The sequence below is a fragment of the Thioalkalivibrio sp. ALE28 genome (genome assembly GCF_000377425.1).
Classification (GTDB): Bacteria; Pseudomonadota; Gammaproteobacteria; order Ectothiorhodospirales; family Ectothiorhodospiraceae; genus Thioalkalivibrio.
Window position 1 is genome coordinate 224836 of the sequence record NZ_KB898094.1, and the last position, 23549, is coordinate 248384.

20 protein-coding genes are annotated in these 23549 nt (G+C 66.1%); 5 read left to right on the forward strand and 15 right to left on the reverse strand.

Translation table 11 applies throughout. The features are described 5' to 3' along the window. Positions 1-280: 280 nt before the first annotated feature. The 13 genes from lpxA to rpsB all read right to left on the reverse strand — a co-directional run bounded on the left by lpxA (position 281) and on the right by rpsB (position 12870). Positions 281-1063, reverse strand: coding sequence for an acyl-ACP--UDP-N-acetylglucosamine O-acyltransferase (lpxA, locus tag D105_RS0103165; RefSeq protein WP_018866984.1), 783 nt, complete (start codon positions 1061-1063; stop codon positions 281-283). Continuing rightward, entirely contained in the window at positions 1060-1554 is a 495-nt protein-coding gene (fabZ, locus tag D105_RS0103170) for a 3-hydroxyacyl-ACP dehydratase FabZ (protein ID WP_018866985.1), read from the reverse strand. The genes lpxA and fabZ overlap by 4 nt, the downstream gene beginning before the upstream one ends. 95 nt (positions 1555-1649) lie before the next feature. After that, positions 1650-2663 carry a UDP-3-O-(3-hydroxymyristoyl)glucosamine N-acyltransferase gene (gene lpxD, locus D105_RS0103175; protein ID WP_018877461.1) on the reverse strand — a complete coding sequence of 338 codons (1014 nt, stop codon included), beginning with the start codon at positions 2661-2663 and terminating at the stop codon, positions 1650-1652. Continuing rightward, entirely contained in the window at positions 2641-3156 is a 516-nt protein-coding gene (locus D105_RS0103180) for an OmpH family outer membrane protein (RefSeq protein WP_026142999.1), read from the reverse strand. Before D105_RS0103180 ends, lpxD begins: the two co-directional genes overlap by 23 nt. Positions 3157-3197: 41 nt before the next feature. Next, complete coding sequence (bamA, locus tag D105_RS0103185; protein ID WP_369772229.1) at positions 3198-5531, reverse strand: outer membrane protein assembly factor BamA; 2334 nt, start codon at positions 5529-5531, stop codon at positions 3198-3200. 72 nt (positions 5532-5603) lie between these two features. Then, positions 5604-6965 carry an RIP metalloprotease RseP gene (rseP, locus tag D105_RS0103190; RefSeq protein WP_018877462.1) on the reverse strand — a complete coding sequence of 454 codons (1362 nt, stop codon included), beginning with the start codon at positions 6963-6965 and terminating at the stop codon, positions 5604-5606. Then, positions 6962-8164 (reverse strand): 1-deoxy-D-xylulose-5-phosphate reductoisomerase, encoded by a 1203-nt coding sequence (ispC, locus tag D105_RS0103195; protein ID WP_018866990.1) that lies wholly within the window; start codon positions 8162-8164, stop codon positions 6962-6964. Before ispC ends, rseP begins: the two co-directional genes overlap by 4 nt. Positions 8165-8185: 21 nt before the next feature. After that, positions 8186-9022, reverse strand: a complete 837-nt coding sequence (locus tag D105_RS0103200) for a phosphatidate cytidylyltransferase (RefSeq protein ID WP_018866991.1) — start codon at positions 9020-9022, stop codon at positions 8186-8188. Beyond that, the gene (uppS, locus tag D105_RS0103205; RefSeq protein WP_018866992.1) at positions 9015-9767 is read right to left on the reverse strand and encodes a polyprenyl diphosphate synthase; all 753 of its coding nucleotides are present in this window, start codon (positions 9765-9767) and stop codon (positions 9015-9017) included. The genes D105_RS0103200 and uppS overlap by 8 nt, the downstream gene beginning before the upstream one ends. A gap of 12 nt (positions 9768-9779) precedes the next feature. Further along, positions 9780-10337 carry a ribosome recycling factor gene (gene frr, locus D105_RS0103210; RefSeq protein WP_018866993.1) on the reverse strand — a complete coding sequence of 186 codons (558 nt, stop codon included), beginning with the start codon at positions 10335-10337 and terminating at the stop codon, positions 9780-9782. Further along, positions 10330-11067 (reverse strand): UMP kinase, encoded by a 738-nt coding sequence (gene pyrH, locus D105_RS0103215; RefSeq protein WP_018866994.1) that lies wholly within the window; start codon positions 11065-11067, stop codon positions 10330-10332. Before pyrH ends, frr begins: the two co-directional genes overlap by 8 nt. A 102-nt stretch (positions 11068-11169) precedes the next feature. Next, complete coding sequence (gene tsf, locus D105_RS0103225; RefSeq protein WP_018880223.1) at positions 11170-12039, reverse strand: translation elongation factor Ts; 870 nt, start codon at positions 12037-12039, stop codon at positions 11170-11172. A gap of 57 nt (positions 12040-12096) precedes the next feature. After that, on the reverse strand, positions 12097-12870 hold the full coding sequence (gene rpsB / locus D105_RS0103230; protein ID WP_018866996.1) for a 30S ribosomal protein S2: 774 nt from the start codon (positions 12868-12870) through the stop codon (positions 12097-12099). A gap of 246 nt (positions 12871-13116) precedes the next feature. Here rpsB and map point away from each other — a divergent pair, with 246 nt between their 5' ends. Together map and glnD are read left to right on the forward strand one after the other, a co-directional pair. Then, on the forward strand, positions 13117-13902 hold the full coding sequence (gene map / locus D105_RS0103235; RefSeq protein ID WP_018877465.1) for a type I methionyl aminopeptidase: 786 nt from the start codon (positions 13117-13119) through the stop codon (positions 13900-13902). 58 nt (positions 13903-13960) lie between these two features. Then, the gene (gene glnD / locus D105_RS0103240; RefSeq protein ID WP_018877466.1) at positions 13961-16636 is read left to right on the forward strand and encodes a [protein-PII] uridylyltransferase; all 2676 of its coding nucleotides are present in this window, start codon (positions 13961-13963) and stop codon (positions 16634-16636) included. Positions 16637-16673: 37 nt separating this feature from the next. Here the strand turns inward: glnD and D105_RS0103245 are convergent, their stop codons facing one another. Together D105_RS0103245 and D105_RS0103250 are read right to left on the reverse strand one after the other, a co-directional pair. Further along, positions 16674-17435, reverse strand: coding sequence for an OmpA family protein (locus tag D105_RS0103245; protein WP_018877467.1), 762 nt, complete (start codon positions 17433-17435; stop codon positions 16674-16676). After that, positions 17435-18475 (reverse strand): hypothetical protein, encoded by a 1041-nt coding sequence (locus D105_RS0103250; RefSeq protein ID WP_038032684.1) that lies wholly within the window; start codon positions 18473-18475, stop codon positions 17435-17437. The genes D105_RS0103245 and D105_RS0103250 overlap by 1 nt, the downstream gene beginning before the upstream one ends. Positions 18476-18823: 348 nt before the next feature. On the opposite strand from D105_RS0103250, the gene D105_RS0103255 reads away from it, so the two are divergent. The 3 genes from D105_RS0103255 (at position 18824) to wrbA (ending at position 23426) form a co-directional block, all read left to right on the forward strand. After that, positions 18824-19690, forward strand: a complete 867-nt coding sequence (locus D105_RS0103255; protein WP_026280396.1) for a PhnD/SsuA/transferrin family substrate-binding protein — start codon at positions 18824-18826, stop codon at positions 19688-19690. Positions 19691-19903: 213 nt separating this feature from the next. Beyond that, complete coding sequence (locus D105_RS0103260) at positions 19904-22696, forward strand: EAL domain-containing protein (protein WP_018877470.1); 2793 nt, start codon at positions 19904-19906, stop codon at positions 22694-22696. 109 nt (positions 22697-22805) lie between these two features. Beyond that, positions 22806-23426: an NAD(P)H:quinone oxidoreductase gene (gene wrbA, locus D105_RS0103265; RefSeq protein WP_018867003.1), complete on the forward strand. Its 621-nt coding sequence runs from the start codon at positions 22806-22808 to the stop codon at positions 23424-23426. Positions 23427-23549: the final 123 nt, after the last annotated feature.

A 23549-nucleotide genomic window follows, 5' to 3' on the forward strand; every position in this document is an offset into this window, starting at 1 on the left:
AACGTAGCGCGACTATGTTCCGTGAGACGGGGCGCCCTCGCCGTTCGCCACGTCGCTTTGTGACCCAAAATGACGAATGGGTCGCCCCCGGATCACATACCGGTGATGGCCCATTCACTTTGCGGTTACAGCAACGGTCCGCCAGAAAGGCCCGTTTACTGAAACCATCTGAATCGGAATTTCTTCGCCCCTTCCGACCTTCCTGTGAATCGCCTTTGCCCTTCTCCGTGCACTCCGTGTCCTCTGTGGTTCAATGACCGAGGGAGTTGGAGCGCAAAGGTCAGTGGGGGCGGCCGCCGCGCAGGATGCCGCGCCGGCTGCCACGGACAAACCCGATCAGGTTGCGCACCTCGGGGACGTCGGTCTCCTCGAACATCGTGTCGAGGTGGCTCTCGCGGCCGGCCCGGCCGCGCATGCCCTGAATGAATACCCGATGGAGCGCCTGGATGGCCTCGTTGGAAAAGCCATTGCGCTTGAGCCCCACCTTGTTGATCCCGATCAGACGCGCGTAGTTTCCGCTCGCCAGGCAGTACGGCGGCAGGTCGCGGTTCAGGGCGGCCCCCATGCTGGTAAAGGCATAGGTCCCCACCCGGCAGAACTGATGCACCAGGGTGAACCCCCCCAGTGTTGCGTGATCCTGGATCTCCACATGCCCGGCCAGCGAAGTGGCGTTGGAGAAGATGATGCTGTTGCCAATGGTGCAGTCGTGGGCGATGTGCACGTACGCCATGATCAGGTTGTCGTGCCCGATCACCGTTTCGCCCAGCCCCTTCTCGGTGCCCCGGTGCAGCGTCACCGATTCGCGGATCACGTTGCGGTCACCGATCACCAGCCGGGTCGGCTCGCCGCGATAGCTGGTGTCCTGCGGCTCCTCCCCGAGCGAGGAGAACTGGAAGATCCGGTTGTCGCGCCCGATCTCCGTGGGCCCGTTAATCACCACGTGCGGCCCGACCCGGGTCCCGGCGCCGATCTTCACGTTGGCACCGATCACCGAGAACGGTCCGATCTCCACCGAGGAGTCGATCTCGGCACTGGGGTGGACGTCGGCCCGCGGATCAATCACGCCGGAATTTCCTGGCCGGAACACATCAGTTGTGCGGTGGCGCAGACATCCTCGCCGACCTTCGCTACCGCATCGAAGCGCCAGATCCCGCGCACCGTCCGCTTGAGATCGACCCGCAGGTGAAGCTGATCGCCGGGCACCACCTGACGCCGAAAGCGCGCCTCGTCAATGCCGACGAACAGGTAGAGCTGCTGCTTGTCCTGATTCTCGTTGCGCGCCTCTTCCGTCTTGAATGCCAGGAGCCCGGTCGCCTGGGCCAGGGCCTCGAGGATCAGGACCCCCGGCATCACCGGCTTGATCGGGAAATGGCCCTGAAAATACGGCTCGTTGATACTGACATTCTTGATCCCCGTGAGATAGCTGCCCGCCTCCCACTCCAGCACCCGATCCACCATGAGGAACGGGTAGCGATGCGGCAGGTAGCGCATGATTTCCTGGACGTTAAAGTCATCCACGCCGGTGTCCTTTTTCTGATTCTTGAGATGCCGCATACGGACCGCTGCGCGGACGTGCGATACGACGTTCGATCGGTTCTCCGCCCGTACATGGGCCAGAACCGGCTGTTCCCGGGACGGGATCGTCCCCCCTAACGTGCCAGGCGTCGCAGCCGTGCCAGCATGCGATTCCACAGCCGCGCCTCCTGATGCGGCACCCCGGACGCGTAGTGACCCGCCCGGTCGATGGAGCGCGTAACCAGCGTCATCGCGTGGATCGTCACGTGATCCGCAATGGAAAGATGCCCCAGGATCCCGGCGCCGCCCCCGATCGCGCAATGGGCCCCGATACGGGCACTCCCCGCAATGCCCACACAGCCGGCAATGGCAGTATGGTCGCCAATCTCGACGTTATGGGCAACATGAACGAGGTTGTCGATCTTCACACCGGTGCCGATGCGCGTCGCCTGCAACGCCCCGCGATCAATGGTGGTATTGGCCCCGATTTCCACATCCGAACCGATCACGACGCGGCCCAGCTGCTCGATCTTCTCCCAGCCGTTGCCGCCGGCCAATGCGAAGCCGAAGCCGTCGGCGCCGATCACGCAGCCGCTGTGCAGGATGCACCGTTCCCCGACCTCCACCCCATCGAGCAGCGTCGCGCGCGGGTGCAGGAAGGTGCCGGCCCCGATGGTGACGCCCTCACCGACCACACAATGCGCGGACACCACGGCCCCCGCGCCGATCACCGTCCCGGCACCAATCACGGCGCCAACCGCGACGCTTGCATCGGCCGCCACCGAAGCACCGGGATCGACGAACGCACCCGGATGTACGCCCGCGGGCCGCAAGCGGCGGCGGGCACCGAGGCACTGACTCGCACGCGCATAGCCCAGGTAGACATCCTGCAGCACAATCAGGGACCGCCCGGGAATCACAGGCAGGTCCGCGGTTGCAGGCACCAGGATCACCCCCGCGGCACAGTTCTCGATTTCTTCGGCATGCCGGTCGGGGTCGGTGACGAAACTCAGATCCCCGGGTCCGGCTGCGGCCAGCGGGGCCAGCCCCGCAACCCGCCGCTCACCCTCGCCGACGAGCCGCCCGCCCAGGGTTTCCGCCAGCTCGCCGGCGGTATACCCGCCGTCAGTCGCGCTGCATTGCGGCAAGGATGTCGTCCGTAATATCGATGCGATCGCTGGCGTAGAGCACGTTACGCTCGGTGAGGATCAGGTCGATGTCGCGTTCGCGGGCGAGGTCGACAATGGCATCGTTGATACGCCGCTGGAGCTTGGCCAGCTCCTCGTTGCGGCGCACGTTCAGATCCTCGCTGAAGCTCTCCTGGGCCCGCCGGAACTCGCGCGAGCGCTGCGAGAACTCGCGTTCCAGGTCGGCACGTTCCGACGGATTCATCAGGTCCCCGTCGCGCTCCAGCCGGTCCCGCAGGCGCTGCAGCTCCTCGCGTTCCGCCACGAGTTCCGAGTCACGCGGGGAAAATTCGCGCTCCAGTTCGCGCATCGCCTCCTCGGCCTGCGGCGAATCCTCGAGGATCCGGTTCATGGTGACGAAGGCCACGTTCTGCGCGCCCGCCGCCGCCGGCAGCGCCAGCCACCCGCTGACGACCATCATCACGATCACCCACCAGGCTAGCCCGGATCTCATACCGCCTCCCGATGCACTCGCATCGCTTGCATCGACCATCTTCAGAAACTGGCCCCCAGCAGGAACTGGAAGCGCTGCAGATCATCACCCGGCTGGTTGTTGAACGGCTCGGCCACACTGAAGCTCAACGGCCCCACCGGGGAGAACCAGGTGACCGCGACCCCGGCCGATGCGCGCAACTCGCTACTATCGAAATCCGACACCTGATCGAACACGTTCCCGGCATCCACGAAAGTACTCATGCGCACCGCGTCGTTGTCGGCGGCAAACGGCATCGGGAAGAACAGCTCCGCCGACAGCGTGGTCCGGAAGCGACCCCCGTAGGGATCGTCGTTCGAATCACGCGTCGCGGGCTGGCCATCCCGCAGCGGGCGCAGGTCGCCCAGGCGGTTGTCCTCATACCCGCGCACGGAGCGAATGCCGCCGGCGAAGAGGCGTTCGTAGAACGGCACCTCGTCGCCCCCGTAGCCATCCGCATAGGCCAGCCCGGCCGACAGACTGAAGGAATAGCGATCGGACAGCCGGAAGATCTCCTGGCCCGAGTACGTCAGCTTGTAGAACTCGCGGTCACTGCCCGGAATCGCCACTTCCAGTCCGACCCGGTGCCGCCGACCTTCCGAGGCGAAGGTCGTGCTGTCCCGCGTGTCATGGACGTAGCTGGTCTCCAGCTTGTAGAGATTCGCCGAGTCACCGAACTCGTCCAGCTCGTCAATGATCTCGTCCGGTGTGCCGATGCGCGTCGCAGACGCCTCGACCGTCTCGATTTCGATGTTCTCGAAACCGGGCCGGACCTGGATGCGGTCGAATTCCGACAGCGGGATGCCGTAGGTCACGTCGAAGCCAAAGCGATTCGACGAGTACCGCGAGATGTTCGCCTCCTCGGCATCGATCTTCCGGTAAAAGACAGAGAATCCGCGGCTCGCGCCGGACGGCGTGAAGTGCGGATTGGTCACGCTCATCCGGAACAGCTGGTTGACCTTGCTGGTACTGACCTCGGTCGAGAAGCGGTTCCCGGTCCCGAGAAAGTTGTCCTGGGTCAGACTGGCGGTCAGCAACAGGCCCTGGTTCTGCGAGAAGCCGGCCCCCAGGGACAGGGCCCCGGACTGCTGCTCGGTCACGGTGATGTTCAGGTCCACCTCGTCATCCGTACCGGCGACCCGCTCGGTCTCCACGTTCACGCTCTGCACGAACGGCAAGCGCTGGATGCGCACCCGCGAACGCTCAATCAGCGCGCCGTTGTACCAGGCGCTCTCCATCTGGCGCAGTTCGCGGCGATAGACCCGCTCCTCGGTGTTCTGGTTGCCGGTAATGCGGATGTTGCGCACATACACGCGCGGACCCGGGTCAACAAAGAAGGTAATCGCGACCTCACGGTTGTCCTCGTCCACATCGGGGACCGGGTTCACGTTGGCGAAGGCATAACCCTCGCGTGTCAGCCGCTCGCTGATGCGTTCCGCCGACTCGGTGATCTGGCTGCGCGAGAACGGCGCGTCGATATCCACCTCGATCAGGTCTTCCAGCTCCTCGCGCGGGATCACGAACTCGCCAGCCAGATCCACGCCAGTCACCGTGTAGCGCTCGCCCTCGTCCACGTTGATGGTGATGAACAGGTCCTTGCGATCGGGCGTCAGGGTGACCTGCGTGGAGTCGATATCGAACTCCAGGAACCCCTGGTCGAGGTAATGCGAACGCAACTGCTCCAGGTCTCCGGAGAGCTTTTCGCGGGAGTAATTGTCGCGGCGACTGAAGAACGCCCACCAGCGGGGCACCCCGGATTCAAAACCGCGGGTCAGCTCGCGCGTGCTGTAGCTCTCGTTGCCGACCACGTTGACCTGGCGGATCTTCGCCACCGGCCCTTCCGCGATATCGATCTCTACGTCCACGCGGTTGCGCGGCAGCTCGACGATCTCGACGTCAATCTGGACATTGTAGCGGCCACGGGCGAAGTATTGCTGGCGCAGTTCGCTCTCGATACGGTCCAGCATGGTGCGGTTGAACACCCGCCCCGAGCGCAGGCCCGCGGAGTTCAGGGCCTCGCGCAGCCCGTCGTCCGGGATGTCGCGGTTGCCGGAGAAGTTGATCTCGTTGATGGCGGGGCGTTCCGAGACGATCACCACCAGCACGTCACCGCGTCGCGCGATCTCGACGTCGTCAAAGAAACCGGTCTGGAACAGCTCGCGGATCACCTCCGGGCTGCGACTGTCGTCGAAGGTATCGCCCACCTGCACGGGCAGATAGCTGAGCGCGGTGCCGGCGGTGATCCGCTCGAGCCCCTCGATCTCGATGTCCTCGATCTCGTAGGCCTGCCCCCAGGCCGTCCCCGCCAGGCCCAGCAAGCCGATCAGGGCCATTCCTCTCAAGCTGTTTCGCGCCATGCTCTCCGCCAGAAAAAGGCCGCTCGGCAGACCCGTCGAAGACCCTCGATCCGGAGGGGCCCGTCGCCACGCCTAGCCGAACAGTCGTGTCAAATCATTGTACAGGGCCAGTGTCATCAGGCCCGCGATCGCCAGGAGCCCCACCTGCTGTCCGATGATCTGGGTACGCTCCGACACCGGGCTGCCCTTGACCGCCTCGGCGGCGTAATACAGCAGATGTCCGCCATCCAGCATCGGGATCGGCAGCAGGTTGATGATCCCGAGGGAAACACTGACCAGCCCCAGGAAACCCAGGAACGCCGAGACCCCGATCAGCGCCGAGACCCCCGCGAACTCGGCTATGGTAACCGGTCCGCTGATATTTTTAACCGACGCATCCCCGGTGATCATTCGCCACAGGATGCCGAGCGTCAGGACCGAGACATCCCACGTGCGCTGGACACCGGACACAAAGGCCGACACCGGGCCCTGACGCACCAGGACCGCCATCTCCCGCGCCGCCGGCTGATCCGGGTCCACCCCGGCACCGATACGGCCGATGCGCGTGCCCTCATGATCCACAGCCTCCGGCGTCATGCGCAGCTCCAGGGTTCGGCCATCCCGCTCGACCGTCACCTGCAAGTCCGTCTCCGGACGGGCACGCACGCGCTCGACCCAGTCGTTCCAGTCGGTCACGGCGTCGCCATCCACGGCCAGCACGCGATCACCCGGCTCCAGCCCTGCCGCCGCGGCGGGGCTCCCGGCCTCGACCGCGCCGATACGCGGTTCCAGCGCGGGGCGATACGGCTGCAAGCCCAGCTTGTCGAGGAACTGCCCCTCGCCCAGCAGCGCCTGGCGATCGCGCAGATCCACCTCGCGCTCGAACTCGCGACCCTCCACATCCCGCACCAGCAGGGTCACGGCCTCGCCGCGCACGGCATGATCCAGCAGCCGCAGGTTGGCCTGTTCCCAGTCCACGACCGCGCGATCCCCCACCCGCAGGATCTCCTGCCCGCGCTCGAGCCCGGCCTCGGCGGCCGGCGTCTCCGGCGCCACCTCGCCCAGAATCGGCTTGACCCCTCCCACGCCCACCATGAACATCACGGCGTACACCACGATGGCCAGGAGGAAATTCGCCGCGGGTCCCGCCGACACCACGAAGGTACGGGCCCCGAGACCCTTCTGGTTGAAGGCGCGCGGGACCTCCTCCGGCGCGACGGCCCCCTCGCGCTCATCCAGCATCTTCACGTAGCCGCCCAGGGGCAGCGCGGCGATCACGAACTCCGTCCGATCCCGTCCGAAGTAGCGCTTGTACAACGGGCGCCCGAAACCGACCGAAAACCGCAGCACCTTGACACCCATCAGGCGCGCGGCCAGGTAATGTCCATACTCGTGCACGGTCACGAGCACGCCGATGGCCACCGCGAATGCCAGCAGGCTCGTCAGAAAGGTCATGACACCACTTGCCGTGCGTTCGCCACCTGCTCCCCGGCGATCGCGCGTGCCTTCCGGTCAGCGCTCAACACCCGCTCCAGCGAGTCCACCGGCTCGGCCTCGATGGCATCGAGAGTGGCGGCGATCACCACGGGGATCTCGCTGAACGCCAGGCGTTCGGCGAGAAACGCCTCCACCGCCACCTCATTCGCCGCGTTCAGCACCGCCGTCGCCGTCCCCCCGCGCTCCAGGGCCTGATAGGCCAGCCCCAGCGCAGGGAAGCGCGCCGCTTCCGGTTCGGAGAACTCCAGCCGGCCCATGGTCAGAAGGTCCAGGGGCTCGACCCCGGATTCCATGCGCTCGGGCCAGGCCAGGGCATGGGCAATCGGTGTTCGCATATCGGGATTCCCGAGTTGCGCGAGCACAGAGCCGTCGTCATAGGCCACCATCGAGTGCACGATACTCTGCGGATGCAGCACGACCTGGATCGTCGACGGCGGTACCGCAAACAGCCAGCAGGCCTCGATCACCTCCAAGCCCTTGTTCATCATCGTCGCGGAGTCCACCGAGATCTTGCGCCCCATCTCCCAGTTGGGATGAGCACAGGCCTCGTCCGGGGTGATGCCGGCAAAGCTGTCCAGCGGACGATCGCGAAACGGCCCGCCCGACGCGGTCAGCCAGATCCGGCGGGCGCCGTGCGGTGTCACCGGCTCCGCACAGACATACCCGTTCGGCAGGCACTGGAAGATCGCGTTGTGCTCGGAATCGATGGGCAGCAGGCACGCCCCGGAGCGCCGCACGGCATCCATCAGCAAGGCGCCGGACATCACCAGCGCCTCCTTGTTCGCCAGCAACACCCGCTTGCCCGCCTCCGCCGCGGCCAGCGTGGGCAACAGTCCGGCGCCCCCCACGATCGCGGCCATCACCGCATCCACCTGCGGCGCGCGAGCCACCTCGGCCAGGGCCTCCGCGCCCGCGCGCACCTGCGTGCGCGAACCGGACGCCGCCAGGGCCGTGCGCAGGGCATCCGCAGCATCCGCATCGACCATCACCGCGATTTCCGGCGCGTGCCGGAGGCACTGCTCGCGCATGCGTTCCACGTTGCGATGGGCCGTCAGGGCATGGACGCGGAACCGTGCCGGCTGACGCGCCACCACGTCCAGCGTGCTCAGCCCGATACTGCCGGTCGATCCGAGAATGGTGAGCTGCGTCGTCTTCATGAGTACCTGCGCCTGCGCGCGCTATCCCGTCACCGGCGAGGCCGGTATCAGCGCCAGCCACAACAGCCCGGCCAGGAACACCGGGGCGGCTGCAACCATACTGTCGAACCGGTCCAGAATACCCCCGTGACCCGGCAGCAAGGAACCACTGTCCTTGGACCCGGCCTCGCGCTTCAGGATGCTCTCGAACAGGTCCCCGACCACCGACACCAGACCGATCAGTACCGACAGCAGAAGGAAGACCAGCGCGTCCATCGGGGCAAGCCCCCACCCGATCGCCACCACGGTCGCGAAGGCCAGTACCGTGAGCAGGCCGCCGAATAACCCCTCGCGGGTCTTTCCGGGGCTGATATGGGGCGCCAGCGGGTTGCGGCCAAAGGCCTTGCCGGCGAAGTAGGCGCCCGTATCCGCGAGCCCCACCAGCACCACCAGATACACCACCAGCAACGGGGCCAGTGCGTGCAGCCAGACGAGGCCCATTCCGGCCGGCACCAGCGTGAGGATCGCCGCAACCGCAAACAGCGGTCCATGTCGGCCGCGCGCGCCCTCCTCGTGTTCCCGGTAGAACGGCAGCACCAGCAGGATCACCAGCCACCACAGCAGGGCCAGGCCCAGAATCAGGTAGTGCAGCGCCCCTGCAGGGGCAGTTCCAAGCGCCAGCACGGGGGCGCCCACGGCCGCGACCAGCGCGGCGCGGGCACCGTGGCCCACCAGTCCCGCCAGGCCGCCCCATTCCCAGGTGGCCAGCCCGAGCACCAGCACCACCAGGAGCAGCACGGCCCAGTTGGGGCCCCAGGCCACCAGGGCCAGGGCCGGCAGGCCCAGGGCCGACGCCGTCAGGATCCGTTGCCTAAGCACCCGTCGCCTCCCCCGGCGCGGCCGCGTCGCCCGCGGCCGGCACGCGCCCGAAGCGGCGCTGGCGGCTTGCGTACCAGGTCAGCCCTTCCTCCAGCTCCGTATTCGTCACATCCGGCCAGAAGGTCTCGATGAACAGCAGTTCGGCGTAGGCCGCCTGCCACAAGAGGAAATTGCTGACCCGGTGTTCACCCCCGGTGCGGATCAGCAGATCCACGTCCGGCAGGCCGGCCGTACTCAGATATCCGGAGAAGGCGGCTTCGGGGTCCGCTCCGCGGTCGCTGTCGGCCACCCAGCGCCGGGCCGCCTGCAGGATGTCCCAGCGCCCGCCATAGCCCAGCGCCACCACCAGGCACATGCGGTCGTTCCCGGCGGTGGCCTCCTCGGCCTCGGTCATGCGTGCCTGAAGATCGGACGGGAACGTGGCGCGATCCCCGATAAAGCGCAGCACGATACCGCGCTCGACCAGTTCCGGAAGCTCCGCCTCGATGGCGGAGACAAACAGGTCGAACAGGGCCTCGACCTCTTCCCGGGGGCGGCCCCAGTTCTCGCTGCTAAAGGCAAACAGGGTGAGGGTGCCAACGCCCTGTTCGGCAAAGAAGCGCACGGCGTTGCGCGTCGCCTCCAGCCCGGCGCGGTGGCCTTCGGATCGGCTCAGACCGCGCGCCTCGGCCCAGCGGCCGTTGCCATCCATGATGATGGCCACATGCGCGGGAAGCCCATCGCGGGGTTTGGGGATAACCGGCATCGTGCGCGCCGGTCAGACTTCCATCAACTCGGCTTCCTTGTCCGCCAGCATCGCGTCGATCTTGGCGATGTGGTCGTCGGTCAGCTTCTGGACCTGCTCCTGGGCCTTGTGCTCGTCGTCCTCGGACATCTCCTTGTCCTTGACCAGCTGCTTGAAGGCATTGTTGGCGTCACGCCGGATATTGCGCACGGCGACCCGTGCGTGCTCGGCCTCCGCCTTCACCACCTTCACCAGCTCGCGGCGGCGCTCTTCCGTCAGCGCCGGCAGCGGCACCCGGATCACGGTCCCCATGCTCGCCGGGTTCAGCCCCAGATCGGAGGTCATGATGGCCTTCTCGACCTTACCCACCATGTCCTTCTCGTACGGCACCACGGCCAGGGTGCGCGCATCCTCGGCCGTGATGTTCGCGACCTGGTTGATCGGCACTTCCATGCCGTAGTACTCCACGTGCACGTGCTCGAGCAGCGTGGGGTGCGCCCGCCCCGTGCGGATCTTCGACAGTTCGTTGCGCAGCGCTTCCAGGCTCTTGTCCATGCGCTCGCGCGCGTCCTTGATGGTGGCGTCACTCATTGCGGGATCCCTCGACCAGGGTACCCACCGCCTCGCCCATCACGAGCCGCTGCAGGTCGCCCCTGGCAAACATGTTCATTACACGAATCGGCAGGCCGTTGTCGCGGCACATCACCAGGGCCGTGGTATCCATCACGCCCAGGCGCCTTTCCAGCGCATCATCGAACGTCAGGCGTTCAAAGCGTCGGGCATCCTTGCTCTTGACCGGGTCGGCATCGTAGACCCCGTCGACCTTGGTCGCCTTTATCATGATATCGGCGTTGATCTCGATCGCCCGCAGACTGGCCGCGGAGTCCGTCGTAAAGAACGGATTACCGGTCCCGGCCGCGAACACCACGATCCGCCCCTTCTCGAGATGGCGCACCGCACGGCGCCGGATGTAGTCCTCGCAGACCTGGTTGATCCGGATCGCCGACATTACGCGGGAGAAACGCCCGGCCCGCTCGATCGCATCCTGCAGCGCCAGCGCGTTGATCACCGTCGCCAGCATGCCCATGTGATCACCGGTCACCCGGTCCATGCCGCCCTGCGCCAAACCCGCACCGCGGAAGATATTACCGCCACCGATCACGATGCCGACCTCTACCCCCATGCGGGAGAGCTCCGAGACCTCTTCGGCCACCTGCGCCAGGACATCCGGGTCCACCCCGTAGGATTGCTGGCCCATCAGGGCCTCCCCGCTCAACTTCAGAAGGATGCGCCGGTACGCGGGCTGGCTGTCCTGACTCATGGAGTTCCTTATCTCGGGCTCGTTATTCTCGCTTGCCAGTTTTTTCTGGCCCTCTTATCCGGAAACGGCCGCTTCAAGCGGCCGCCCCGGGATCCTGCTGGATCAGGCGCCGCGCGCCTGAGCCATGACCTCTTCGGCGAAGTTCTCGGTCTTCTTCTCGATGCCCTCGCCCACCTCATAGCGGATGAATCCGGACACCGACGCACCCTTGCTCTCCAGCAACTGGCCGACGGTCTGATCGGGGTCCTTCACGAACGGCTGGCCGACCAGGGTAATCTCGCCCAGGTACTTGCGGATCCGGCCCTCGATCATCTTCTCGATGATGTTCTCGGGCTTGCCGGACTCCTCGGCCTGCGCCTTGAAGATCGCGCGCTCCTTGTCGAGCATCTCGGTCGGCACCTGGCTTTCGTCCACGCACACCGGGTGGCTGGCCGCGATATGCATGGCAATGTCCTTAGCCAGCGCCTCGTCTCCGCCGTTCAGGCCGACCAGCACACCGATGCGGGCGCCATGCTGGTAGAAGCCCAGGGCCCCTTCCGCGCTCATTCGTTCGAAGCGACGTACCTGGACGTTCTCGCCCACCTTGGCGATCAGCTGGGTGCGCTGCTCTTCCAGGGTCTGGCCATCCACGGTCTCGGCCATCAGACCCTCGACAGAATCGGCTGCGGTGTTCAGCGCCACCTTGGCGCAGGTGCCGGTGAAGGCACGGAAGTTGTCGTCATTGCCAACGAAGTCGGTTTCGCAGTTGATCTCGACGATCACGGCCTGCGAACCCTCGCAGGCGATCTCGACCCGGCCCTCGGCCGCAACCCGATCCGCCTTCTTGTCGGCCTTGGCCATGCCGGACTTGCGCATGGCTTCCACGGCCGCTTCCAGGTCTCCCCCGGTCTCGGTCAGGGCCTTCTTGCATTCCATCATGCCGGCGCCAGTGCGCTCGCGCAGTTCTTTCACTTGTGCAGCAGTAATCTGCATCGTTGGTGCTCCTGAATCATGCTCGGACCGGCCGCCTCGGGCGGCCGGTCCCGGTTATCAAGCGGGGTTGGCGGGCGACGCGGTGTCGTCGGAACCTTCGGCCGCGGCCGGCTCGGCGAACTCTTCTTCGCTCACGCCACCGGTGCTCACGGCGCCCTTGGCCTCGATGATCGTGTCGGCGATCGCGGCCACGTAGAGCTGGATGGCACGCATCGCGTCATCATTGCCCGGGATCACGTAGTCCACGCCTTCCGGGGAATGGTTGGAATCGACCACTGCCACCACCGGGATGCCGCGCTTCTTCGCCTCGGCCACGGCAATCTTTTCGTAGCCCACGTCGATCACGAACATGGCGTCGGGCATGCGGTTCATGTCCTTGATACCGCCCAGGCTGCGATCCAGCTTTTCCTTCTCGCGGCGACGGCTCAGGGCCTCGCGCTTGTTCAGGACCTGGAAGCTGCCGTCGGCGTCCATCGTCTCGAGATCCTTCAGGCGCTTGATCGACTGCTTGACCGTGTTGAAGTTGGTCAGCATCCCGCCCAGCCAGCGGTGGCTCACGTGCGGCATGCCGCAGCGACGTGCCTCTTCCGCCACCACGTCGCGCGCCGAGCGCTTGGTGCCGACAAACAGGATCTGGCCGCCGTCGGCGGCGAGCTTGCCGAGGAAGTTCAACGCGTCGTTGAACATCGGCAGGGACTTCTCGAGGTTGATGATATGAATCTTGTTGCGTTCCCCGAAGATGTACGGGGCCATCTTGGGATGCCAGTAACGCGTCTGGTGGCCGAAGTGCACGCCGGCCTCCAGCATCTGTCGCATAGTCACGAGGGACATGAGGTTTCTCCTGTAACGGGTTGAGCCTCCACGTATCCCGATCTGAAACCCGAACCGAATCTTCTTTCGCGAGCGGGCACCCGACAGACCGTGCCGATACGTGTGTGGATTAAGGTTCCGAACACCGGCCCCGCAAAGGGCGGCATCCGGCCCCGCCGAATTGCCAGCGAGGCGCGCGCTTTATAGCATAGGACGCTTACCCGAACCAAACGCCGAGCCCCTCCGGGCGCCGCGGCGGGAGCCTCCATGTCCGTTTCCATCAAGACCCCCGAAGAGATCGAACACATGCGCGTCGCCGGCCGCCTGGCCGCCGAAGTCCTCGAGATGGTCGAGCCCCATGTGCAGGCCGGCGTGACCACCGGGGAGCTGGACCGGATCTGCCACGACTACATCGTGAACACCCAGGACGCGATCCCGGCCCCGCTCAACTACCGGGGCTTTCCCAAGTCGATCTGCACCTCGGTGAACCACCAGGTCTGCCACGGCATCCCGGGCGACCGGAAGCTGAAGAACGGCGACATCCTCAACATTGACATCACCGTCATCAAGAACGGCTTTCACGGCGATACCAGCCGCATGTTCGTGATCGGCAAGGCCGGCATCCAGGCCCAGCGGGTGATCGACGTGGCGCGCACCAGCATGTACCTCGGCATCCAGCAGGTCCGCCCCGGGGCCACGCTGGGCGACATCGGACACGCCATCCAGGAATACGCCGAGGCCCGGCGCTGCTCCGTGGTGCGCGAATTCTGCGGTCACGGGATCGGGCGCGGCTTTCACGAGGACCCACAGGTCCTGCACTACGGCAAGCCCGGCACCGGCATGACGCTGGAGGAAGGCATGTGCTTCACCATCGAACCCATGATCAATGCCGGACGCCGGCATACGCGCATCCTCGCCGACGGCTGGACCGCCGTGACCAAGGATCACAGCCCCTCGGCCCAGTGGGAGCACACCATCCTGGTGACCGCGGATGGCTACGAGATCCTGACCCTGCGCAAGGACGAAACCCCGCCCCAGGAGATCGCGGCCTGATCCGGGCTTTTCGCCTCCCTTACCCGCCGATTCGCACCAACAACGCCACGGAGTTGCAATGAATCCTGCGGGCAGCACCCCCGGCGAACTCGATACCCCGGCCTTCACGGCCGACTGGGGCGAGGACTATCAGCGCCTGAGCCGCAACCCGGGGAACATCGCCCTGTTCCGGGACCGCCGCCGCGCCATCCTGGAGCAGCAGTACCAGGGCTTTCGTGACGGCATGCCCATCGCCGAACTGATCCATGGCCATGCCCGGCGCATCGACGAGCTGCTCAAGCTGATCTGGGCGCAGAAGGGCCTGGCCGACGACGACCGGCTGTGCCTGATCGCAGTCGGGGGCTACGGGCGCGGCGAACTGCATCCCGCCTCCGACATCGATATCCAGATCATCCTCGAGGGCGAGCACGACCGTGCCCGCTTCGACCGCATCAGCGATTTCGTCACCTTCCTCTGGGATATCGGCATCGAAGTCGGACACAGCGTGCGCAGCATCGAAGACTGCACCCGCGAGGCGCGCGACGACATCACCGTTGCGACCAACCTGATCGAGGCCCGCTACCTGGCCGGTCATCTGGGTCTGTTCAACGACTTCCGCCAGGCCATCGAACCCGATCGCATCTGGGACTCGCGCAGTTTCTACGCCGCCAAGCTGGCGGAACAGCAGGCCCGGCATCGCCGCTTCGGCGAGACCGCCTACCGCCTGGAGCCAAACGTCAAGGAAGGCCCTGGCGGGCTGCGCGACATCCAGATGATCGGATGGGTCACCAAGCGCCACTACGGCGCCGAGCGCATCGAGGAACTGGTCTCGCTGGGCTTCCTGCGCGAGGGCGAATTCCGCGAGATGATGGAGGGCCAGAACTTCCTCTGGCGCGTGCGCTTCGCCCTGCACATGCTGGCCGGCCGCCGCGAGGACCGCCTGCTGTTCGACCTGCAGCGCCAGCTGGCCAACACCTTCGGCTTCGTCGACCAGAACCACAACCGGGCGGTCGAGCAGTTCATGCAGCGCTACTTCCGCACCATCAACGACCTCGAGCGCCTGAACGAGCTGCTGCTGCAGCACTTCAACGAGGCCATCCTGGACGACCCCGAAAACCTGCAGGAACCGGTGCGCATCCATCAGCGCTTCCAGCTCCGGGGTGGCTATCTCGAGGCCGCGCACGACCAGGTCTTCATGATCTACCCGCCGGCCCTGCTGGAGGTCTTCCGCCTGTTGCAGGAACACCCCGAGATCCAGGGCATACGGGCCTCCACCATCCGCCTGATCCGGGCCCACCGCCACCTGATCGACGGTCACTTCCGGCGCAACCCGGTCTGCCGCGAGCTGTTCATGGACATCCTGCGCGCGCCGCGCGGCATCACCAGCCAGCTCCGCCGGATGAACCGCTATGGCGTGCTGGGCAACTATCTGCCGGCCTTCGGCCGCATCATCGGGCGCATGCAGTATGACCTCTTCCACGCCTACACCGTGGACGAACACACCCTGAACGTGGTGCGCAACGCGCGCCGGCTCGCGCTGCCCGAGTTCGCCCACGAACAACCCCTGGCGCACCGCATCCACGCGAGCCTGGAACGGCCGGAACGCCTGGTCCTGGCCGCGCTGTTTCACGACATCGCCAAGGGTCGCGGCGGCGACCACTCCGAGCTGGGCGCCCACGACGCCCTGCACTTCTGCCAGCAACACGGGCTCTCGGACGCCGATGCCGGGCTGGTCGCCTGGCTGGTGCGCTCGCACCTGCTGATGTCCCTCACGGCCCAGCGCAAGGACATCTCGGACCCCGAGGTGGTCCTCGGCTTCGCACGGGAGGTCGCCACCGGCGAACGCCTGGACTTTCTCTATCTGCTCACGATTGCCGATATCCGCGGCACCAACCCGGAGCTATGGAACAGCTGGAAGGATGCCCTGCTCCAGACCCTCTACCACGCCACGCGCAACGTCCTCGATCGTGGCCTGGACACCCCGCCGGACATGGACGAGCAGATCCGGCAGACGCGCGTCGAGGCGCTCGAGCGGCTACAGCAACAGGGCTTCGATCCGGAACAGGCGCGTCGGCTGTGGGATGAACTCGACGACGAGTATTTCCTCCGCCATTCCGCCGACGAGATCGCCTGGCATGCCCAGGCCCTGCTCCCGCTGGAACCGGACGCGCTCCCGCTGATCCTGGTACGCCCCAAGACCTCGCGCGGCAGCACCGAGATCTTCGTCTATGCCGAGGATCACCCGCAGATCTTCGCCCGCATCACCAGCGCATTGACCCAGCTCGGGCTCGACATCGTGGACGCCCGCATCATCACCACGGCGGGTGGCCGCACCCTGGATACCTTCCTGGTCCTGGAGAGCGGCGGCGGCCAGACCGTCGATGCCGGCTATCGCGCCGACGAGATCCGCCACGCTCTGGAGCACGAACTCGCCCGCCAGGGCCGCACCCCCAACCCCGCCACGCGTCAGCTACCGCGACGCCTCAAGCACTTCGACGTGGACACCCGCATCGAATTCGAGCCGGCGCCCGGGGGCCACGCCACGCGCATGCGCCTGCGGGCCCTGGATCGACCGGGCCTGCTGTCCACCATCGGGCATATCCTTGGCGAGCAGGGTATCGACGTCCGCACCGCCCGCATCGCCACGGCCGGCGAACAGGTCGAAGACAGCTTCCTGCTGAGCCGACCCGGGCGCACCCCGCTGGACGCCGAGGCACAGACCCGACTGCGCGAGGCCCTGCTTCAGGCCCTCTGACGCCGAGGGCAACACTGATTACGTGTTCCCCTTACGATCAGCGCCCGCGCGCCTCCAGCGGCAAGGGGTCCGGCGCCGCCGGCGAGGCCTCGCCCAGCAGGCGCGTTTCAAAGTCCGTCAGCACGCTGAATTCGACCCGTCGGGAGGCGCGGCGGTCCTCCTCGCCCTGTGCATCCAGCACCCGCCGCGAAGATGACAGGCCCACGGCGGCGACCCGCGAGCGAAACCAGTCCGCCTCCTGCAGGGGTTCCAGCTGGTAGGCATATTCCAGCACCGCCCGCGTGCGCCGCTGGCTAAGATCCATGTTGCCGAAATAAGCCTCCAGGGGATCGTCGCTCCCGGCCCACTCACTCGAGGTGTGGCCTTCGATTCGCACCTCCCGGATCACGTCGGCGAACGGGCGCAGCTGTTCGGCATAGCGCGGCATGAAATCCGCCAGAATCGCTTCGAATCGCGGCCGGATGGAGGCCGAACTGCGCTCGAACAGGACCTCCGGCTCACGGAAACGCAGCGTCAGGCTGTCGCGATCCAGCTCCGCGTTCCAGCGCGGCAGATCCTCCCGGAACTCCTCCTCGAGCACCGAATAGATCGCCGCGCGCAGCGCGGCCGCCTCGTTGCGCACCTCCGTGTGCGCGGCACTCTCGCGCTCCACCTGCACCATATGCAGCAGGGCGAGGAACAGAAAGATCATCATCAACGCCGCCATCAGATCCGCCACGGCGAGCCAGTGCGAGCCCTGGTCCGCCTCGCTGCCGGGGCCCTCGGCCCGGCGTCCGCGCCGCGCCATCCACGCAAACATCAGTTACGCCCGCCCGCTGATGCCACCGGCCGGCTCCAGCGCTGCTCGGCCGCGTGTCCGGCCTGAACGGCGTTCTCGATGCTCTCGAGCATCGCCTCCAGGCGGGCATCCATGGCGGGGAAAGCCTCGGTTGCGCGATCGCGCAGGGCGGCGATGCTGCCCAGCAGCGCCTCCAGTTCGACCGTCTCGCGGCGCAGGCTGGAGAGCGTCGACTCCTGATCCTCCACGTGACGCGTGATCTGCAGGGCCTGGCCCGTCATGCGCTCCAGCGTCTGCTCGGTCTGCTCGACCCCGCTGCGCGCCTGATCAAAGGCACGCTGCAGGGTTTCCATCTGCTGACGGTACTGATCCTGCCACTCCAGCAGTCTCGCGACCGAGTCATCCAGGCGGCGGAAGTTCTCCCCGAACTGCTCGCCAAGACGATGGTTGAAATCGTGGATCACCCGCTCCAGCGCCTCGACGAGATGCGTGCTGCTCATTTCGGTGATGCGCTCGGCCATGCCGTCCAGCGCCCCGGTCAATTCCCGGTGCTGCCGCTCCAGCCGGGCATCGAGGCGCTGGTCCAGAGTCCGCACGGCCTCGACCATCGCCAGCGCGGCATCGCGTTGCTGTTCGGCCAGTTGCGCCGGATCTTTGGTGCCGTTTGTCGCCTCGGCGGGAACCTCGCGCTCCGCTAGAGCCGCGGTGGGCGTCAACACCTGCACCATGCGCAGCACCGCCGACAGGAGGATGCCCACGATACTGGTCACAAAGGCCAGCTTGAGCCCCTCCAGCAACGCGGGGATGCTCGCCTCCACACGTCCCGCATCGAAGTCCAGCAGGCCAATCGCCACCCCCAGGAACGTCCCGAGGATCCCGAGCGTGGTCAGCAACGCGGGCGCGGCCCCCTGCAGGGCCTTCGCGCGCCGCAGCGCCGTCGCGCCCAGGGCCACCAGGAACAACGCGAACAACACCAGCGCGAACAGGCCAATCACCGTCAGCGGGCTGAGCCCCTGTAGTGTCGCCAGCAAGGCCTCTGCGATCCTGTCCAATACTCCCATCCTGAATTCTCCTGCCGCACCCCGGGCACGCTTGTGTACTGCCGGTTCAAACAAGCAAGAAAAGCGCCAGTTTCGCCGAAGGCGCGGCAAGGCCGCTTGGACACCCACCAGAACCGACAAGTTATTGACGATTCCCAAGTGCGGCGCCCAACTCGGCACTCAAATCGTCAGCTTGCCGGCACCACGCTCTCCAACGGTTTCCCCGCGGTGACGTTCCGGTCACGCTGGGCTTTACTCAATATTCGGGATGCCGTATGAACTGGGGATGGGCGTAATGACATGACCAGAACACGCACAAACCCCGCACGCCTTGCTGCCGCGAACTGGGTTACGCGGCTGGTCAGTGCGGTGCTCATCCCGGTTCTGCCGATGCTCGGCGGTTTGCCGGCACTGGCAAACGATGCCCAGCCCCGGTCCCTGGGCATCCAGCCCTTTCTCAGCCCCCCAGCCCTCTTCGAGCGGTACGCCCCGTTGCGCGACTGGCTGAGCGAGCAGCTCGAGGTTCCGGTTCGAATCGAATCTGCGCGAACCCGTGACGTCTTCCACCAAAGACTCGCTGCCGAACGCTACGACCTGGTATTCACCTCGCCGCATGTGGTGCCGTTCCTTGAAACGGAGACGCGCTACCAGGCAATCGCGGCCACCCGGGATCGGCTGGCAATCCTGATTGCGGTGCTCCCCGAGTCGCCATTCGACCGTGTCGAGGATCTGGCGAATGCACGCATTGCCGCACCCTTCGAGGAAAGTCTGGCAGCGGCCTATCTGAGTCACGCGCTCTCCAGGCAGTCATGGACAGACGAAGAGTCCCGGCCGATCGTCCGGCACCACCACCATCACAGCGCCGCCGTCACTACCTTCCTGCGCGGCGAAACCGAGGCCCTGGTGCTTGTCACGGATGGTGACCTGGTGGAATCTCTCACCCGTCTGGGTGCTACGACCATGCTGATGTCACTCGGGGATGGGACTCTCGTGCGTGTCATCGAGGCATCACCCACTTTCCCCGGCATGACGCTTCTGGCACGCGACACTGTCGTGGCGAACGCCGGCGATTTGACCCGCTCGCTCATCAGGCTTGAAGACTCCGCCCAGGGGCAGCACCTCCTGCGTGCGATACGCCACCGAGGTTTCGTTGCCGTTCAGGACACCGATTTCCTGCCTTTTCGCCAGGACGCGTTCAAGGATGCGTTTGATTCGTTCGAACCCAAGGCGAAATGAAGTGGGCTCCAGAAACCTGTGGGGCGACATTGCCACGATGGGCATCTACGGAACAGTCCCGTAGAATATGCGCGACAATTTCGGCTTTTGACCAATCATCCCTACTGGCAAGCCCCCGACTCGGAACCCTTCCATGAACCGCTCCGGCCTGGCTCCAACCAGCTTCGGCCCCAGCCTTCTGGTGGCGCCGCGAATATGCGAGCCAAGCCCCGCATGCGCCTGAATTTCGCCTGGCAGATCATCATCGGCACTGTCGCGATCCAGGTCGCGATGGTCGCAGTACTGATGTTCAGTGGCATCTCCCAGGTGCAGCAGAACCAGTCGCAGATGCTGGAGCGCTTTGCCGAGCAGCAGGGGCGCCTCCTGTCCAGCGCGCTGACTCCGGGGCTGGCCTACGCCGATCCGGCGATGCTGCAGGACCTGCTGGACCTGGTCGCGGACGACTCCCACGTGCTCTACGCGGTAGTGCTCGATGCCCAGGACCAGCCCATGGCCTCCGTGGGCATCTCGCCGGAGGCAATCCCCGAATCCGGCGACCGCATTCGCACTGCCCCCGGACAGATCGAGATCCTCCGGGACATCGAACTGGCCGGACAACCCCTGGGCACCCTCGCGGTCGGGTACTCGACGGACGCCATCGATGCCCTGTCCGCCGACCTCCTGCAGCGCAACGTCCTGCTGGCCATGGGGGTTCTGGTACTGTCGATGGTCGCCGCGATTGTGTTCAGTCTGGTGATCACCCGCCGGCTGCGCCTTTTGAATCAGGGCGCGAAGGCCCTGCAGGTCGGCCGCCTGGACCATCGCATCCCGATGCGCTCGAACGACGAATTCGGCGACCTCGCGCGCACCTTCAACGACGTCGCCGCCCATCTCGGCACAACCCAGACCACGCTGGAACAGCAAAACCAGCAACTCAACCGCTCGGTCGCGCGCCTGGAATCCATGCTGGGCGGGGCCAATGCCATCCTGTGGGAGGCCAACCCCGCCACTCACGAATGGGAGTTCGTCGCCGGCGACACCCGCCACCTGCTCGGCTTTCCCGCGCGCAATCTGGGCCGTGGCGAACTGCGGGCCCGCCACATCCATCCAAGCGACCTGCCACGGGTCCAGAACGCCGCCCGCGAGAGCCGCAAGCAGTCGCGCACCGTGGACTACCGCTTCGCCCACCGCGACGGCCAGTGGATCTGGCTGCGCGACATCCTGTCCTGGGCCACGGACGGTGACGGCCGCGAGAGCCTGCGCGGACTGACCCTGGATATCACCGCCCATCGCCGCACCACCGATGCCCTGGCCGAAAGCGAGAATCGCTACCGCGATGTCGTGGACCACATCTCCGAGGTCATCTTCCGGACCGATGCGGACGGACGCTGGACCCTCCTGAATCCCGCCTGGGAACACCTCACCGGCTTCAGCGTGGAGGAGACCCTGGGCCGCCCGATGTGCGACTTCGTGGCCCCGGAGGACACCGAGGACGCCCGCAGCTTCTGCGCCACCCTGCTGGAGGGCGGGTCCCATGCCCAGTCCGAGGAGATCCGCCTGCGCACCCGCGAAGGCGACATCCGCTGGGTCAGCGTCTATGCCAGTGCCCGGTTCAATGAGCGCGGCGAGGTCACGGCGACCTTCGGCACGATGACCGACATCTCCGACCGCAAGCAGGCCGAGGACGAGATCCGCCGTCTCGCCTTCTTCGACGGCCTGACCCATCTGCCCAACCGTACCCTGCTGCACGATCGACTGAGCCAGACGCTCGGGAACACCGAGCGCAGCCATTTGCACGGCGCGCTCCTGTTCATCGACCTCGACAACTTCAAGGACATCAACGACACCCTGGGGCATGCCGTGGGCGACGACCTGCTGCGGCAGGTCGCCGAGCGCATGCAGGACTCGGTCCGCGAGGCCGATACCCTGGCGCGCCTTGGGGGCGACGAGTTCGTGGTCATCCTCAACGACCTCCACCCCGACCCGGCGCGGGCCGCGACCCAGGCGGAAGCCGTGGGACGCAAACTGATCGACCTCCTGCGCGACCCCTTCGAGCTCGCCGGACAGAAACGCCATGTCACCCCGAGCATCGGCGCCACGCTGTTCAGCGGCCGCAGCCTGGGCGTGGAGGAGATCCTGAAACAGGCGGACCTGGCGATGTATCGGGCCAAGAACGCCGGGCGCAACACCGTCCGCTTCTATGACCCCGACCTGCACCGCGCGGTCGAGGCCCGCTTCGAACTCGAGAGCGAGCTGCGCCATGCGCTCGATCAGGACCATTTCAGCGTGCACTACCAGCCGCAGGTGGATGCCTCCGGCGCGGTCATGGGCGCCGAAATCCTGCTGCGCTGGATGCACGAAACCCGTGGCGCGATCTCCCCCGCCGAGTTCATTCCCGTAGCCGAGCAGACCGGCCTGATCGTCCCCATCGGCCGCAAGGTCATGCGCGCGGCCTGCGAGCAACTGGCCGCCTGGCAGCACCAGCCGGCCTTCCGTGACCTGACGCTGTCGGTCAACGTCAGCGCCCGCCAGTTCCGCCACCGCCACTTCGTCCGCGACCTGGCGGCGATCCTGGACGAAACCGGCGCCCCCGGGGAACGCCTGAAACTGGAACTGACCGAAAGCATGTTGCTGGAGAACGTGGAAACGGTCATTGCCCACATCGAGGAACTGCGCACGCTCGGGATCGAATTCTCCCTGGACGACTTCGGCACCGGTTACTCGTCGCTGGCCTACCTCAAGCGCCTGCCGCTGGCCCAACTAAAGATCGATCAATCCTTCGTGCGCGATGTGCTGGATGACCCGAACGATGCCGCGATTGCCCAGATGGTGGTCAATCTGGCCCACACCCTGGACCTCGACGTGATCGCCGAAGGGGTGGAGAACGACGATCAGCGCGCCTTCCTGTTCGGCCTGGGCTGCCGTCATTTCCAGGGCTACCTGTACGGTCACCCCGACACCCTGGCCGTCCTGGAGGCACAGGTCCTCCGCCAGGCGGGAAACCGCCACCCGGCCGCCCACCGATAACCGTTCAATTTAAACGAACGTTAAGGGGCTTTTTTCGGCATTTTCTTTCGTATAAATCGGATCTAGGCTGACGGATATTCGATTCCCGACAAACGGAGGCCCGTCGACCATGAGCACCAAGATCCTGATCCTGTACTACTCCACCTGGGGCCACATCGAGCAGATGGCCGAGGCCGTGGCCCGGGGGGCCCGCGAAGTCCCGGATACCGAGGTTACGATCAAGCGTGTCCCGGAACTGATGCCGGACGAGGTGGCCCGCAACGCCGGCGCCAAGCTTGACCAGGCCGCACCCATCGCGAAGCCGGAGGAACTGGCGGACTACGACGCCATCATCATCGGCACCCCGACCCGCTTCGGCCGCATGGCCGCCCAGATGGCCAACTTCCTCGACCAGACCGGCGCCCTGTGGTTCGGCGACAAGCTGGTCGGCAAGGTCGGCAGCGTGTTCGGCTCCACGGCATCGCAGCATGGCGGCCAGGAGACGACCCTGGTCTCCACCATCGTCAATCTGCTTCACTACGGCATGACCGTGGTTGGTCTACCCTACACCGAGAAGCGCATGCTCGACGTCAGCGAGGTCTGCGGCGGCACGCCCTACGGTGCCACCACGCTGGCCGCCGGCGACGGCTCGCGCCAGCCGAGCGAGAGCGAACTGGGCATGGCCGCCTCCCAGGGCCGGCACGTTGCGGAGGTCGCCCGCGCCCAGCGCCTTGGGCGCGAGGCCGGCTGACCGAACCGGTCCATTTTCCAGGGCCCCCTCGTTCTGGCGGGGGCCCAGCCGAATCGGGCCCGGCGGCATCGCCCCGGGCCCCAACGCGGGCCACTGCCCGCCCTGCTACAAGGAGAGTATCGA